Source organism: Erythrobacter fulvus (assembly GCF_028595285.1).
GTDB classification, from domain to species: domain Bacteria; phylum Pseudomonadota; class Alphaproteobacteria; order Sphingomonadales; family Sphingomonadaceae; genus Erythrobacter; species Erythrobacter fulvus.
Genome location: NZ_JAQQXQ010000015.1, coordinates 23,904 through 37,604, shown reverse-complemented (window position 1 = coordinate 37,604; position 13,701 = coordinate 23,904). Strand labels below are relative to the sequence as shown.

The following is a 13,701-nucleotide window of genomic DNA, read 5'->3' as shown; positions in this document are numbered from 1 at the left end:
CCGCGCAGGAATGTCCCCAGTCCCGTACGGTCAGTCATGGCGGCTTTAACGGGCAACCCCAACCCAATCAAACGCTTTATCGGTTCATGACGGATTCACTGCGCGCAATGTCCTATCAGGCCTGCTAGAAGACGGGCAATATTCGTGCAGGTGAAGGCAGTGATGCAAAAACAGGTTAACGGCAATTTAAGACGGTTTTTCAAGCGTCTGGCAGCGTTCTCAATGGCTCTTGCAGGGGTGGGCGCAGTCTCGGGCGCGGCGTTTGCGCAATCTGCCGCAATCCCTTCCGCCAATGCGCCTGCGGGGCCGACCTATGCCGATCTTGCGACCCTCTCGGACGCTGCGGACCTTGTGATCAGAGTCCAGATTCGCCGCCAGACTGCGCTTAAACCCGAGCGTGCACCCGGCCTCGCGTCCGGATTCGCGAGGCTTTATATTGAGGCCGACACGGTCGCGCTGATCGCCGGGCGCAGCGCGGTTGGCGGCAGTATCGTCTATCTTGTCGACGTACCGCTTGATCCCAAGGGCAAGCCCCCCAAGCTCAAGAATCGCGAAATGCTGCTGTTTGCCGACCCTGTCCCGGGTCGTCCGGGCGAGGTGCGGCTGGTTGCGCCCGGCGCGCAGCTGCCCTTCACGCCCGATCTTGTCGCGCGGGTGCGTCCGATCCTGACCGAGCTCTATGCGCCCGATATTCCGCCGACAATTACCGGAATCAGCGATGCGCTGGCTGTACCGGGCACGCTTGCGGGCGAATCGGAAACGCAGATTTTCGTCGCCACCGAAGATCGCTCGCCGGTCTCGCTCACTATTCTGCGTCGTCCCGGCCAGCCGGTGCGGTGGGGCGTATCCTGGGGCGAGATCATCGATTCGTCGGCCCGCCCGCCGCAGCCCGAAAGCCTGCGGTGGTATCGCCTCGCCTGTTCGCTGCCTGCGCAATTGCCGAGCAACGCCAATCTCGCGCGCGATCCGGAGGCGCGGCGGCTGGCCGCGCGCGATTATGCTTTCGTGATCGAGGCGCTGGGGCCGTGCGAGCGGCGGATAACGCAAACCCCCTAGGCGCGCCTCGCCGCTTGACCGCGCGCGCCTGACAGTTAAGCGCCTTCACCGCTATCTATGGAGGCCCGCTTGACCGAATCCGAATCCGCACCCTTGCGTATCGCCATTGCCGGCATCGGCACGGTGGGGGCGGGCGTGATCCGGCTGCTCGCCACCAATGCCGGGATCATCGCCGCGCGCGCCGGTCGGCGAATCGAGGTTGTCGCGGTCAGCGCGCGCGACCGAGGCAAGGATCGCGGTGTCGATATCGCTCCCTTCGCGTGGGAAGACGACATGACCGCGCTGGCCCGCCGCGACGATGTCGATGTTGTGGTGGAACTGGTCGGCGGCTCTGATGGTCCGGCACTGGCCTGTTCGCGCGCGGCGCTGGCGGCGGGCAAGGGCCTTGTCACCGCCAACAAGGCTATGATCGCGCATCACGGCTTGGAACTGGCCGAACTGGCCGAGGCCAACAACGCCCCGCTCAAGTTCGAAGCGGCCGTGGCGGGCGGCATCCCGGTGATCAAGGGGCTGCGCGAAGGCACCAGCGCAAATGCGCTGACCAAGGTCTACGGCATCCTCAACGGCACCTGCAATTACATCCTTTCGACCATGGAGCGCACCGGTGCCGACTTTGGCGAGGTGCTGGCCGATGCGCAGCGTCTGGGTTTCGCCGAGGCTGATCCGGCGTTCGATATCGAAGGCGTGGATGCGGCGCACAAGCTGGCGATCCTGTCCGCGATCGGTTTCGGAACGCGGGTCGATTTTGCGGGTGTGCGGGTGAACGGCATCACTCAGGTCCGCGCCGCCGATATCGCGCAGGCCGATGCGCTGGGCTTTGTCATCCGCCTGATCGGCGAGGCCGATGTCGAGAACACGCCCGATGGCGAACGCCTGCTCCAGCGCGTGCGGCCCTGTCTCGTCGCGAGGGGGCACCCCCTGAGTGCGGTCGACGGGCCGACCAACGCGGTGGTGGCCGAGGGCAATTTCTCGGGCAGGCTGCTGTTCCAGGGCGCGGGCGCGGGTGACGGGCCGACGGCGAGCGCGGTCGCCGCCGATCTGATCGACATTGCCCGCGACGAAGTGGGCGCGCCTTTCTCGATCCCCGTGGCGCAGCTCGCCGCGCTCCCCCCTGCCGAACCAGGCCATCGGACCGAACGCACCTATATCCGCTTCATGGTCAAGGATCGCCCCGGCGTGCTGGCCGAAATCACCGCCGCGATGCGCGACGGCAATGTGTCGATCGAAAGCCTGATCCAGCAGGGTCGCGGGGCAGAGGGCACTGATGTGATGGTGGCGATGGTGACGCACGAAGGCCCGGAAGCCAATGTCGCCCGCGCGCTGGCATTGCTCGAAGGATCGGACAGCCTGACCGGCGATCCGCTGGTGCTGCCGATCCTGCCGCTCTGAGCGCCTATTCTGCCGAAGCCTGTACGGACCGGCCGGCACCTGCGGAGCCGAGCGGCGGCAGGCCACGCCCGATCCTGTCTGCATCGGAACCGGGCGGCGCCTCGGGCAAGGCCGTGACGTCGATCATCAGCGCGGGCTGTGCCGGGCAAGGCGGAATGAAGCAGCCGCGAATATCAATGTAAGGGTACATGCCGAAGGGCAGTCCTGTTCCGTCGACATCTGGCGCCTTGGTGCCCTGTGTGACTTCGGCATAACGCCGCAGGAAATCATCCTGATCCCACGCGCCGTCTGAGAGCTCTCCGGTAGACCGGCAAACGACGATTTCACCAGCGACAATGCCTGCATCGCGTTGAACCACGCATTCCTTTTCCGCCTCCGGGTCTGCCGGGGCGGGCGAAGGCGTTGTCAGGTCGATGCTTTGCGGCGGTGTGCCGGCAGCCGCATCGGGGCCGAGATCGATAGGCACGCGTTCCTGCGCCAGAGATGCAGCGGGCAGGAATCCTCCCGCAAGCAGTGGAGCAAGGGCGAGCGCGGATCGTGTTATCCGTGCCGCCTTCACTTTTTCTTCTTCGAGGAACGCGGCGGCACGACGGTCTTGATCCCCGCCGCCTCGCGCCGGGCGCGTTCTTCTTCTTCGGACAGCTCGCCATCCCTGCCCAGCGGCGGCAGGCCCCGCGCAATCCGGTCGGCATCCGATCCGGCGGGCGCCTGCGGCAATGCCTCGACGTCAATGAATACCGCCGGCGGCGGGACACCGCCCAAGCCGATCGGATTGCCATGATTGGGGATGCCGAAGGCTTCGGGCGCGCGCGGGGCGCCCTTCAGCATGGTCTCCTGCGCGTAGCGTTTCTGCGCCCTTTCGCGGTCACCCGAGAAGGAATTGGAATTGTCCTCGCCGATCTGGCGGCACACGACGATTTCGCCGCTGATCGTTCCGGCATCGGCGCGGTCCACGCATTCCTGCGCCTGTGCCTGATTGACGTCGCCGCGCGGGATCGTGACCAGCACGTTGACGCGCGGGCTTTCGTCCTGCTGTATTTCGGCAGGGCCGGAGGGCGCCGGTGTCGCGCCCGTGTCATCCTGTGCGGCCAAAGGCGCGGCAAACGCCAACACGACAGCGGTCAAGGCCGGAAGCATCGGATGCGTGCGAAAACCCGGCACGACGGGAGTAGCATTGCTCGACAAACCCGTCTCCATCCGCTTATGCGCCGGGGTAATACGAAGTCTGGTGACCACCAGAGCGATAAGGGGCTGAATTGCGCATGAACTCCTCACCCGATACCGACCTCGGCGCGGCCAAGCAAGCCGCCAGCGACAATGCCATCCAGCGCGTGCTGGTGCTGGAAATGGTGCGCGTCACCGAGGCGGCTGCGATTGCCGCGGCCAAGCTGATCGGGCGCGGCGACGAAAAGGCGGCCGATGCGGCCGCCGTCGAAGCGATGCGCAAGGCCTTCGACACCCTCTACATGGACGGCACCGTGGTGATCGGCGAGGGCGAGCGCGACGAGGCACCGATGCTTTATATCGGTGAGAAGGTCGGGATGGGCAAAGGCCCGAAGATCGACATCGCGCTCGATCCGCTCGAAGGCACGACGATCACCGCCAAGGCCGGCCCCAATGCGCTCGCCGTGCTTGCGGCGGCGGAAGAAGGCTGCCTGCTCAACGCGCCCGACGTTTATATGGACAAGCTTGCGGTGGGCCCGGGCTATCCCGAAGGCATTATCGACCTTGCCAAATCGGCGACCGAAAACGTGCTGGCGGTCGCTGCGGCCAAGGGCTGCGAACCCTCGCAGATCAATGTCTGCGTGCTCGATCGCCCGCGCCATGCCGAACTGATCGCGGAACTGCGCGGCATCGGTTGCGGCGTGGTGCTGATCGGCGACGGGGATGTTGCCGGGGTGATCGCGGTGACGGACGAGGAAACCACGGTCGACATGTATATGGGCCAGGGCGGTGCGCCCGAAGGCGTGCTGGCCGCAGCGGCGCTGCGCTGCGTCGGCGGGCAGTTCAACGGTCGCCTTGTGTTCCGCAACGATGACGAGAAGGCCCGCGCGCGCAAGTGGGGCATCACCGACCTCGACCGGATCTACAAGCTGGAAGATCTCGCCAAGGGCGACTGCATCTTCGCCGCAACCGGCGTGACCAGCGGTTCTCTGCTCGACGGGGTGAAGCGCCGCCGCAAGCCGACCGGTGAAGTGTACATGACCACCGAAAGCGTGGTGATGCGCGCGAGCTCCGGAACGGTGCGCTGGATCCGGGGCGAACACCGCATCGGCTGATCGCGGGCGCTGTAACAAAACTTGCACTTTGTAACAAAAGTGTCATTTTAGGTGCATGGCGCACCCCGTGATCGACCGCCCCCACACGGTCTCCTCGTATAATCTGCAGCTGTCGGAAGTCAGCGCGATCATCAACCGCATGGCCGACATGGCCCGCGGGCTGCTGTCGGGCGGGCTGGATGCGTTGCAGAATGCCGATGCCATCGCCGCGATGCAGATCGTGTCGCAGGACAAGGCGATCGACGAGCTAGAGCGTCAGCTTGAACGGCTGGCGCTGCTCACCATCATGTCGCGCGCGCCGATGGCGGAGGATCTGCGCTATCTCATCGCGGCAATCAGGATCGGCAAGATGCTGGAACGCACGGGCGATCAGGCAAAGCGCATTGCGCGGCGGTTTGACACGGTGGACCGCGCGGCGCTCGGCACGCGCTTTGCGCAGGTGCGGGCGATGGAACGCTATGCCAGCGCGATGGTCGCCAAGGCGATCGAAAGCTTCAACACCGCCTCGCACACGCTTGCGCAGGAGGTGATCGCCGCCGATGCGGAGCTTAACGCCATGAACGCAAGGCTGACCGAATCCTGCCGCGCCGGGATCGACGAGGGCAGTCTAGGTAGCGGTGACGGCATCCAGCTAATCCTGATGGGCAAGCAGCTCGAACGGGTCGGCGACTATGCCACCAACATCGCCGGGGACGTGTCCTACATGCTGACCGGGGAATAGGCCCGCCGCGTGTCGGCGGGCCGTCCGGTCAATAGTTCCACTGCGCCTGCACCCGCAGCAACTGGCCCTCGGCCTGGCCAAAGCGGCGTTCGTCGGCTTCCTTGCGCGAAGCCCAGCCATAGGTGGCGGTGAGTTCGAGCGCGGAGTTCAGCAGCACTTCGAGGCCCAGTTCGAGCTCTTCGGTCTCCAGCCGCGGGGCGTTGACCGCGCCCTTGAACCCGCCGCGGTAATATTGCCAGCGCGCAAAGGGGTAGATCCGGCCGATGGGGCTTTCATCAACCTTGACCATCGCCTGGACATAACCGCCGCTTAGCGGGCGTTCCTCGATCCGGCCGGTGGCGGGATCGAATTCCGGCCCCGTTCCCCAGTTCCATTCGCCCTGAAGGCCGAACGGCTGCGGGTAGAGAATGGCGTGAAGGCCAACGCGATTATCCTTGTAGGCAACCGGGCTGACCCCGCCGGTGCGCACTTCCGGATTGACCCGGTTACGCAGGACCGCGCCGCCCAGCTCGAACACCTGTCCGTCGAGCCCGATGCCGTCGAGTTCAAACGGCCAGGTTGCCATCGCCACCTTCATCAGGCTGTTGTTGGTCTCGGTCCGGTTGATGCCTTGCCCGTTGAAGACCCCGACACCGAAAGCGCCGTAATTGCCGAAAAGCTTCTGCCCGTCGGCGGACAGACGGTCCCAGATCTCCTGCACCTGCGCGGGCGTGTAATAGGCAACGATGCCCAGATCGCGTTCGCCCGGCAGCGCGCTGTTGATGCCGTCGGTACGATCGAGCGCGAGCCGGTTGGAGGAGGATTGGAGGTTCTCCCACCCGAACGGCACCTTCGACTGGCCGAGGCGGATGCGGATCGACTTGTCGCCGGTCGGGTAGACGTCGGCATACATGTCGCGCAGCGAAACCGTGCCTTCACGCCGCTCGCCGACCGACTGGTTCGAAACCGCGGCCGCGAAATCGGGCTGGAAATAGATCGAGACGTAGTCGTTGAGGTCGCCCTGAAGGATCAGACGGATCCGGCGGAAGTTGAAATTATTGTCGGCTCGCACGCCGCTGTCGCCGATCGTGCGCAGGCGCGATTCGCCAGCGGGTGCAGAGGCATCGCCCGACACGATCTCGTTTAGCCGCATCTGGGTATATCCGCGCAGCCGCAGCTTTTCGTACCATTGCTTGGACCTGGGCGGGGTTGCGACAGCCACCTGCTGCGCCGGCTGCTGGACGATACCGGGCTGCGTCGCTGCGGGAGCCGCACCCGGCGTTCCCTGCGCCAGCATCGGAGCGGCTTGAGTGACGGGTGCCGGAGACGCAGCGGGCGCGGCAGCGGTCTGCGCGGCCTGAAGCGTCGTCACCATCGCCTTCAGCTCGTCGATCTGCCGCTGCAGGTCGGCAATCATGCGTGCCTGATCGGTCTCGGAGGCTTCGGCCTGCGGTTGTTCGGACTGGGCCAGCGCGGGGGTGCTGGTGCCTGCCAGCAAAGCGGCAGTGAGAAGGGCGATGGAAAATCCACCGGCAATACGGGACATGATAAACTCGCCTGTCTGGTCGGCTGGCTCGGGCTGAACCGGCGAGGCGCCTCTATGTTCGTTTCATGTCATTCCCGTGACATTTACGACAAAGCTTTCGAGCACCGCTTCACGCCGCTGCGCGTCGCCCCCGGAACGATCCCGTCGCGTCTGACGACAACCGCGCCGCTTCGCGTTGCAATTTGGTGACGTGCCGCTAGGCGGGACGGACCACCTGCCTTCGGGGATTCGCGCGTCATGAAGATCATGTCCGGCAATTCGAACCTGCCGCTCGCCCGGGCCATTGCGGCCTATCTGGAAATGCCGCTCACCGATGCGAGCGTGCGGCGCTTCGCCGACGAGGAAGTCTTCGTCGAGATTCACGAGAATGTGCGCGGCGAGGATGTGTTCGTCGTCCAGCCGACGAGCTTTCCGGCCAACGACAACCTGATGGAACTGCTGATCTGCATCGACGCGCTGCGCCGCGCGTCTGCCAAGCGGATCACCGCGGTGGTGCCCTATTTCGGCTACGCCCGGCAGGACCGCAAGCCTGGCCCGAGGACGCCGATCTCGGCCAAGCTCGTCGCCAATCTGATTACGGAAGCGGGGGCTGATCGTATGCTGGCGGTGGATCTCCACGCCGGGCAGATCCAGGGCTTCTTCGATATTCCGACCGACAATCTCTATGCCGCGCCCGTCATGGCGGCCGATATCCAGGCGCGTTACGGCGATCAGGATCTGATGGTTGTGTCGCCCGACGTCGGCGGCGTGGTGCGCGCCCGCGCGCTGGCCAAACGGCTCGACAATGCCCCGCTGGCGATTGTCGACAAGCGGCGCGACCGTCCCGGCGAATCCGAAGTCATGAACATCATCGGCGATGTGTCGGGCCGCCACTGCATCCTGATCGACGACATCGTCGATTCGGGCGGCACGCTGTGCAATGCGGCCGAGGCGCTGCTGGCGAACGGCGCGAAGTCGGTTGCGGCCTACATCACCCACGGCGTGCTTTCGGGCGGCGCGGTGGCGCGGATCAACGGCTCGGCGCTCAAGGAGCTGGTGATCACGGATTCGATCCGTCCCACGGAAGCCACCGAACAGTCGGACCGTATCCGCGTGCTCACCATGGCTCCGCTGGTGGGCGAGGCGATCAGGCGCATTGCGGATGAAAGCTCGGTTTCCAGCCTGTTCGACTGATGTTTGATCCGGTCGAGGTGCGCGGCCTGCTGATCGAAGCGGCCCGCACACGTTCGACCTTCACCTATGGCGGGCTGTTGGCCTTGCTCGGCCACACCTTCACCCGTCCGTTGATGCGCCAGCTGTGCAAAGTGCTGGACCGGATCGACGAGGACGGGCGGGTAATGGGCGAACCGGGCCTTGCCGTGCTGGTGGTGCGCCAGTCCGACGCGCTGCCCGGGCAGGGCTGGTTCGTCAGCCGCGTGCGTGTCTATGATGACCTGCCTCTTGAATGGGAGGGGCCAGAGGCGCGCCGCTATACCAAGGCTCGACAGGCCGAAGCCTTCGACTATTGGAACACCCCATGACCGATAAAGACCTCACCCTTGCTTTGCGCCTTGCCGATGTTGCGGGTGCCGCGATCCGTCCGCTGTTCCGCGGGCAGTGGAGTCAGGAACGCAAGGCCGATAGCTCCTACGTCACCGAGGCCGACCGCGCCGCCGAGGCCGCGATGCGGAAACTGATCGAGGAAGCCTTTCCCGCCGACGGCATCATCGGCGAGGAATATGGCACCCGGAACGAGGGCGCGGGCCGCCAGTGGGTGCTCGATCCGATCGACGGCACCACCAGCTTCATTGCTGGGCGTCCGATCTTCGGCACGCTGATCGCCTTGTTGCAGGACGGCTGGCCGGTGCTCGGCATCATTGACCAGCCGATAGCGGGGGAACGCTGGGTCGGGGCCATCGGCCGGCCGACCCTGTTCAACGGCAAACCTGCGCAGGCCAAACCGCTCAAGGAATTGTCCGACGCGGTGCTCGCCACCACCAGCCCGCACATTTTCACCAATGAAGAGGCAGATGCCTTCATGTCGGTCGCCAAGCAGGTGGCGGAGAAGAAGATCATCTATGGCGGGGACTGCTACAATTACGGCCTCGTCGCATCGGGCCATATCGACGTGGTGATCGAGGCGGGCCTCAAGCTCCACGATTACGCCGCGCTGGTGCCGGTGGTCGAGGGCGCGGGAGGGATGATGGCCGACTGGCAGGGCAATCCGCTGGATGCGGGGTCTGACGGAACGGTGATCGCGCTCGGCGATCCGGCTCGGCTGGAAGATGTGCTGGAGGCGATGGGCTAGGGATCTGTCACGCTTTGCGCGTCACATGATCTATGCCGGGGTCGTCCCGCCTTTGAACTCCCTGCCGGCAAGAACAAGGCTGTGCGCCGCCCGGGCAATGCGCACCCGGTGTCTGAGATAGACCATCAGCGCCACCTGACAACTGGCGGCGAGCGCCGCGGCATAAAGCCCGGCGGAATATCCCCCGGTCGCGTCCCGCGCGATGCCGGTGAGGTAGGGCGAGGCGAAGGAGCCCAGCTGCCAGAACGTGTTGATTGCCGCGATCCCCACCGCCAGCTGTCTGACCGACAGAAGATCCGGAGCAGACGATACGCACAACAACCCGACCGGGAACGTGCAGACGGCGAGCAAGAGATAGCCGCCGATGGCCAGCCATGGGGACGGCGCCCAGGCAAGCGCCAGAAGTCCGGCGATGCATGCCAGGGCCAGAATGATGGCATCCCGCAGGCGATCGCCATGACGATCGGAATTCCATCCGGCGGCAAGGATCAGCACGGTGCCGAGGATGCCGCTGCCGCTGACCAGATAACCGATCGAGATCGTGTCCATAGCTGCGGCATCCGTAAGTATCGCCGGTGCCGAAAGGATCAGGCCAACCACAGACAGATTGCCGAACAGGCCGATGAAGCCCAACAACAGCACGACCGGGTTGGTCAGCGCGCCCAGCAGATCATGCCGCGCATGCTCCACCACCAGGGCGGCATCGCGCGACAATGCAACGCCCAGCTGCTCTTTCTCCGTTGCCGAAAGCCAGTCCACCTCGGTCGGTGTTTCCGGCAGAAACCGCCAGATCACCAGCGCCAGAATAACGCCGGGCATACCCTGAACCAGGAACAGCCACTGCCAGCCGTGCAAGTTGCCCAGGCCGTCCAGTTCCAGCAACCAGCCCGAAATCGCGCCCATCACAATCGAAGCCACCGGTGGAGCGATATAGATCCAGCTGATCGCCCGGCCACGATAGGCGGCGGGAAACCAGCCGGAGAGATAGAACATGATCGTCGGGAAAAAGCCGGCCTCCGCCACGCCGAGCAGGAACCGCATCACGTAGAACTGGATCGGGGTTTCGACAAACATCATGGCGGTGGCAATGGCGCCCCACGTCAGCATGATTCGAACCAGCCAGCGCTTCGGGCCGACCCGCTCCATCAGCATGCTGGAGGGAACTTCGAACAGCCCGTAAGACAGAAAGAACAGGCCTGCACCCAACCCGTAGACCGTGGCGCTGAACCCCAGATCCACGTTCATCTGGATTGCGGCAAAACTGATATTCACCCGGTCAACATAGGCAATGACGTAGCCGAGCATGATGAATGGCAAGATCCGCAGCATCATCTTGCGCATCACCTGTGCCAACACACGTGCGTCGTCCATAATACCCCCCGGAACGCTGATTGCGGCACGGTTGTTCGAATCGCCAGCACCTTGCCTGAATGCGCCAGGAGAATGTTCCGGGCAATCGGCGGCAACGTCAATAAATCGTCAATTTGCCGGCCCCGAGTGCGGCAATCGGATTGCCGGTCATCACCATCGCCCGGTTCTGGCGCTCGCGGGCGGCAATAGCCCAAACCCCTTGCCTTTCGCGCGCCTCCCGCCTAAGCGCGCGCACTTCACCGACACGAATCAATCAGCCAGCCTGGCGACAAGGGCTGCCATGGCCGGTTCCGACGTGTCTCTGACCAAGGAGATGAAAATGCCCAAGCTGAAGACCAAGAGCGGTGTGAAGAAGCGCTTCAAGATCACCGCCACCGGCAAGGTCAAGCACGGCGTCGCTGGCAAGCGTCACCGCCTGATCAGCCACAACGCGAAGTATATCCGCACCAACCGCGGCACCTCTGTCCTGTCGGCCAATGATACGCCGACGATCAAGAAGTGGGCGCCCTACGGGCTGGATTGATCCGATCGGGGCGTGATCGCCCCTCGATCTGCAAGATAAGGATATACTGATATGCCACGCATCAAACGCGGTGTTACCACCCGCGCCAAGCACAAGCGGATTCTGGACCAGGCCAAGGGCTATCGCGGTCGCCGCAAGAACACCATCCGCATCGCCCGTCAGGCGGTCGAAAAGGCAGGCCAGTACGCCTACCGCGACCGCAAGGTGAAGAAGCGGACTTTCCGTGCTCTCTGGATCCAGCGCATCAATGCTGCCGTCCGCATGGAAGGCCTCACCTATTCGCAGTTCATGCACGGCATCAAGCTGGCCGGCATCGAACTCGATCGCAAGGCGATGGCCGATCTCGCCATGAACGAGGAAGGCGCCTTCAAGGCCGTGATCCAGCAGGCCAAGGCCGCGCTGCCGGCCTGAGCATCGCTGCCCTAACGGTCAGCCAATCGAACAAGGGCGGGCTCCCGGGCGGGAGACCCGCCCTTTTCGCGTGAATTGTATGAAACCGTCACGCGTCTTGTAGAATTTCGCCAATTGCGTCACCATGCGCGGCATGGGGGATGAGCGACACACAAGCACGCAGGGTGCCGCAAACGCGCCCGTGCCGCACCGGCTGAAGGCCGAATTTCGCGAGCCGCCCGCGATGTTCGAAGGCTGTTTCACGACCTTCTATCACCTCTCGCTCGACATCGACGCCGGCGGAGGAAGGTTGACCGATCATCTCCAGCCCGAATGGGCCAATATCCGTTTCTTCTGCGGCGGCGGGCCCGAGGCCGAAATCGCCGGTACGCGCGTGTCGGGCGCGCGCTTCGTCGGGACAGGGCCCAGCTCGCTGCCGTGCCGCTTCACGCTCGGGCCGGTGCGGATGTGGGGCGTGGGTTTCCTGCCGCTGGGCTGGGCGCGGTTCTTCGATGCCGATGCGCGGGCCTGCGCCAATATCATCTGCGACGGCGCCGCCCACCCCGCATTCACCCGTTTTGCCCATCTGACCGAAGCCCTGTGCGACCCCGAAGCGGATCTTGAGGAACAATATGCCGCGATCGTCGCGGCCATGGCGCAGGCGATGCGCCCGACCCGCGATGACGCGCGGATCATGCGGGTGCACACCGAATTGGTAGGCGGGGATCATGCTTCGGTCCATGATCTGGCCGATGCCTGCGCGATGAGCATTCGCACGCTGGAGCGGGTGTGTGTGCGCTATTTCGGCTTTTCGCCCAAGCTGCTTATGCGCCGCCAGCGTTTCATGCGCAGTCTCACCACCTTCATGCTCCATCGCGGCAGCCGCTGGACCGAGGCGATGGACGATCACTATCACGACCAGGCGCAGTTCACCCGCGAGTTCCGCGAGTTCATGACAATGAACCCGAGCGAATACGCCGCGCTAGATCATCCGATCCTGACGTCGTTCATGGAAGCGCGCGCGCGGGTTTGGGGCAGTCCGGCCCAGACCCTAGACCCCCCGCACGAACACGGCTGAACGCCGGGCGCCCGATCCTGACGCGGTATCTGCGGAACATTGTCCGGCGGCGGCTTGACGCTCCGTCGCTGCGCGACGATTATACACGGCGGGGGTATACGCAGGAACACGCATGCACGCGGCTTCGGGCAATTCGGTCAATATGCGGTTTGCCTTGCCGCCGGAACCGCTGCGTCAGTTCGTGACCGCCTATTACTGCACCGATGCGGTCTGTTCCCCGCGCGAGCCATGGCTGGAGGACTACCTTCATCCCGAATGGGCCAACCTGCGCTTCCTGCTGCATACCGAGGCCTATTCGCTGATCGGTCCGGGCGAATTTGCGCGTTGTCCCGATTTCGTCGTTACCGGAGCGACCAGCCGTGCCGCGCGGTTCAGGATGCGGTCAGGCCGAAGCTGGGGAATCGGGCTCATGCCGGCCGGCTGGGCGGCACTTTTCGCCGCGCAGGCGGGGGACTATGCCGACCGCATCGTGGACGGGATGACCGATCCGACCTTCGCCCGCATGGTGCCGCTGGCCCGTGCGCTGGCGGCGGGCGACGGAGACTATGCCACCGAACTGGCCCTGATCGAGGAGCATATGGCGGCGCTGTTCGCCGATATCCAGCCGGTCGATCCGGCGATTGCCGCGCTTAGCGAGGCGCTGCTCGACCCCGGATTGGTGACGGTTGCCGATCTGGCCGAACGGCTGGATATGAATGTCCGTTCGCTGGAAAGGATGTCGCGGCGGGCCTTCGGTTTCCCCCCCAAACTGTTGCTGCGCCGCCAGCGTTTTTTGCGCTGTCTTGCGCGGTTCATGCTGGATCCCTCGCTGAATTGGCTGGGGGCGCTGGATTCGGGCTATCACGACCAGCCGCACTTCGTGCGCGACTTCCGGAGGTTCATGAGAATGAGCCCTTCGGCCTATGCCAAGCTGGACAAGCCCTTCCTCGTCGCGGCGGCGCGGGCGCGCATGGCGATTGCCGGCGTGGCCTTGCAGGGCCTTCACCGCCCGCCGGGCACCGGACAGGCATAGTGCGCTTGCACCACTGGTGCTTTGCAAAAGTCGCGAATTGCCGCTAGCGGACGCGCGCGCACCATCCGCC

At 64.6% G+C, this 13,701-nt stretch carries 15 protein-coding genes; 11 read left to right on the top strand and 4 right to left on the bottom strand.

From position 1 onward, the window contains the following. The first annotated feature begins 222 nt into the window (after positions 1-222). Together OIK40_RS14620 and OIK40_RS14615 are read left to right on the top strand one after the other, a co-directional pair. Positions 223-1,056: a hypothetical protein gene (locus OIK40_RS14620; RefSeq protein WP_273679099.1), complete on the top strand. Its 834-nt coding sequence runs from the start codon at positions 223-225 to the stop codon at positions 1,054-1,056. Between the two features lie 69 nt (positions 1,057-1,125). Further along, positions 1,126-2,445 carry a homoserine dehydrogenase gene (locus OIK40_RS14615; protein ID WP_273679098.1) on the top strand — a complete coding sequence of 440 codons (1,320 nt, stop codon included), beginning with the start codon at positions 1,126-1,128 and terminating at the stop codon, positions 2,443-2,445. 4 nt (positions 2,446-2,449) lie between these two features. Here OIK40_RS14615 and OIK40_RS14610 read toward each other — a convergent pair whose 3' ends face one another. Together OIK40_RS14610 and OIK40_RS14605 are read right to left on the bottom strand one after the other, a co-directional pair. Then, positions 2,450-2,911 (bottom strand): hypothetical protein, encoded by a 462-nt coding sequence (locus OIK40_RS14610; protein ID WP_273679097.1) that lies wholly within the window; start codon positions 2,909-2,911, stop codon positions 2,450-2,452. Between the two features lie 89 nt (positions 2,912-3,000). Continuing rightward, positions 3,001-3,570, bottom strand: a complete 570-nt coding sequence (locus tag OIK40_RS14605; RefSeq protein WP_273679096.1) for a hypothetical protein — start codon at positions 3,568-3,570, stop codon at positions 3,001-3,003. 137 nt (positions 3,571-3,707) lie between these two features. Between OIK40_RS14605 and glpX the strand changes: the two genes are divergently transcribed. Both glpX and phoU read left to right on the top strand, forming a co-directional pair. Continuing rightward, complete coding sequence (gene glpX / locus OIK40_RS14600; RefSeq protein ID WP_273679095.1) at positions 3,708-4,724, top strand: class II fructose-bisphosphatase; 1,017 nt, start codon at positions 3,708-3,710, stop codon at positions 4,722-4,724. Between the two features lie 67 nt (positions 4,725-4,791). After that, positions 4,792-5,445: a phosphate signaling complex protein PhoU gene (gene phoU, locus OIK40_RS14595; protein ID WP_273679094.1), complete on the top strand. Its 654-nt coding sequence runs from the start codon at positions 4,792-4,794 to the stop codon at positions 5,443-5,445. A gap of 28 nt (positions 5,446-5,473) precedes the next feature. Here phoU and OIK40_RS14590 read toward each other — a convergent pair whose 3' ends face one another. Next, on the bottom strand, positions 5,474-6,970 hold the full coding sequence (locus OIK40_RS14590; RefSeq protein WP_273679093.1) for a porin: 1,497 nt from the start codon (positions 6,968-6,970) through the stop codon (positions 5,474-5,476). A gap of 237 nt (positions 6,971-7,207) precedes the next feature. On the opposite strand from OIK40_RS14590, the gene OIK40_RS14585 reads away from it, so the two are divergent. Genes OIK40_RS14585 through hisN form a run of 3 tightly spaced genes read left to right on the top strand, consistent with a single transcriptional unit; the run spans position 7,208 to position 9,257 of the window. After that, positions 7,208-8,143, top strand: a complete 936-nt coding sequence (locus OIK40_RS14585) for a ribose-phosphate pyrophosphokinase (protein WP_273679092.1) — start codon at positions 7,208-7,210, stop codon at positions 8,141-8,143. Then, positions 8,143-8,490 carry a ribose-phosphate pyrophosphokinase gene (locus OIK40_RS14580; protein ID WP_273679091.1) on the top strand — a complete coding sequence of 116 codons (348 nt, stop codon included), beginning with the start codon at positions 8,143-8,145 and terminating at the stop codon, positions 8,488-8,490. The genes OIK40_RS14585 and OIK40_RS14580 overlap by 1 nt, the downstream gene beginning before the upstream one ends. Then, positions 8,487-9,257, top strand: coding sequence for a histidinol-phosphatase (hisN, locus tag OIK40_RS14575; RefSeq protein WP_273679090.1), 771 nt, complete (start codon positions 8,487-8,489; stop codon positions 9,255-9,257). Before OIK40_RS14580 ends, hisN begins: the two co-directional genes overlap by 4 nt. A 30-nt stretch (positions 9,258-9,287) precedes the next feature. On the opposite strand, the gene OIK40_RS14570 is transcribed toward hisN, so the two are convergent. Beyond that, positions 9,288-10,628 (bottom strand): MFS transporter, encoded by a 1,341-nt coding sequence (locus tag OIK40_RS14570; protein WP_273679089.1) that lies wholly within the window; start codon positions 10,626-10,628, stop codon positions 9,288-9,290. A gap of 319 nt (positions 10,629-10,947) precedes the next feature. Here OIK40_RS14570 and rpmI point away from each other — a divergent pair, with 319 nt between their 5' ends. The 4 genes from rpmI (at position 10,948) to OIK40_RS14550 (ending at position 13,631) form a co-directional block, all read left to right on the top strand. After that, a complete protein-coding gene (gene rpmI / locus OIK40_RS14565) occupies positions 10,948-11,151 on the top strand; it encodes a 50S ribosomal protein L35 (protein WP_026092007.1) in 204 nt (67 codons plus the stop codon). 51 nt (positions 11,152-11,202) lie between these two features. Beyond that, on the top strand, positions 11,203-11,562 hold the full coding sequence (gene rplT / locus OIK40_RS14560) for a 50S ribosomal protein L20 (RefSeq protein ID WP_273679088.1): 360 nt from the start codon (positions 11,203-11,205) through the stop codon (positions 11,560-11,562). Between the two features lie 181 nt (positions 11,563-11,743). After that, positions 11,744-12,619: a helix-turn-helix domain-containing protein gene (locus OIK40_RS14555; protein WP_273679087.1), complete on the top strand. Its 876-nt coding sequence runs from the start codon at positions 11,744-11,746 to the stop codon at positions 12,617-12,619. A gap of 112 nt (positions 12,620-12,731) precedes the next feature. Next, a complete protein-coding gene (locus OIK40_RS14550) occupies positions 12,732-13,631 on the top strand; it encodes a helix-turn-helix domain-containing protein (protein ID WP_273679086.1) in 900 nt (299 codons plus the stop codon). Positions 13,632-13,701 lie beyond the last annotated feature (70 nt).

Excerpts from the sequence above, each read along its gene's own strand:
- OIK40_RS14620 (WP_273679099.1), top strand. The coding sequence starts at position 223 with ATGGCTCTTGCAGGGGTGGGCGCAGTCTCGGGCGCGGCGTTTGCGCAA.
- glpX (WP_273679095.1), top strand. The coding sequence starts at position 3,708 with ATGAACTCCTCACCCGATACCGACCTCGGCGCGGCCAAGCAAGCCGCC.
- OIK40_RS14590 (WP_273679093.1), bottom strand. The coding sequence starts at position 6,970 with ATGTCCCGTATTGCCGGTGGATTTTCCATCGCCCTTCTCACTGCCGCT.
- OIK40_RS14585 (WP_273679092.1), top strand. The coding sequence starts at position 7,208 with ATGAAGATCATGTCCGGCAATTCGAACCTGCCGCTCGCCCGGGCCATT.
- OIK40_RS14580 (WP_273679091.1), top strand. The coding sequence starts at position 8,143 with ATGTTTGATCCGGTCGAGGTGCGCGGCCTGCTGATCGAAGCGGCCCGC.
- hisN (WP_273679090.1), top strand. The coding sequence starts at position 8,487 with ATGACCGATAAAGACCTCACCCTTGCTTTGCGCCTTGCCGATGTTGCG.
- OIK40_RS14570 (WP_273679089.1), bottom strand. The coding sequence starts at position 10,628 with ATGGACGACGCACGTGTGTTGGCACAGGTGATGCGCAAGATGATGCTG.
- rpmI (WP_026092007.1), top strand. The coding sequence starts at position 10,948 with ATGCCCAAGCTGAAGACCAAGAGCGGTGTGAAGAAGCGCTTCAAGATC.
- rplT (WP_273679088.1), top strand. The coding sequence starts at position 11,203 with ATGCCACGCATCAAACGCGGTGTTACCACCCGCGCCAAGCACAAGCGG.
- OIK40_RS14550 (WP_273679086.1), top strand. The coding sequence starts at position 12,732 with ATGCACGCGGCTTCGGGCAATTCGGTCAATATGCGGTTTGCCTTGCCG.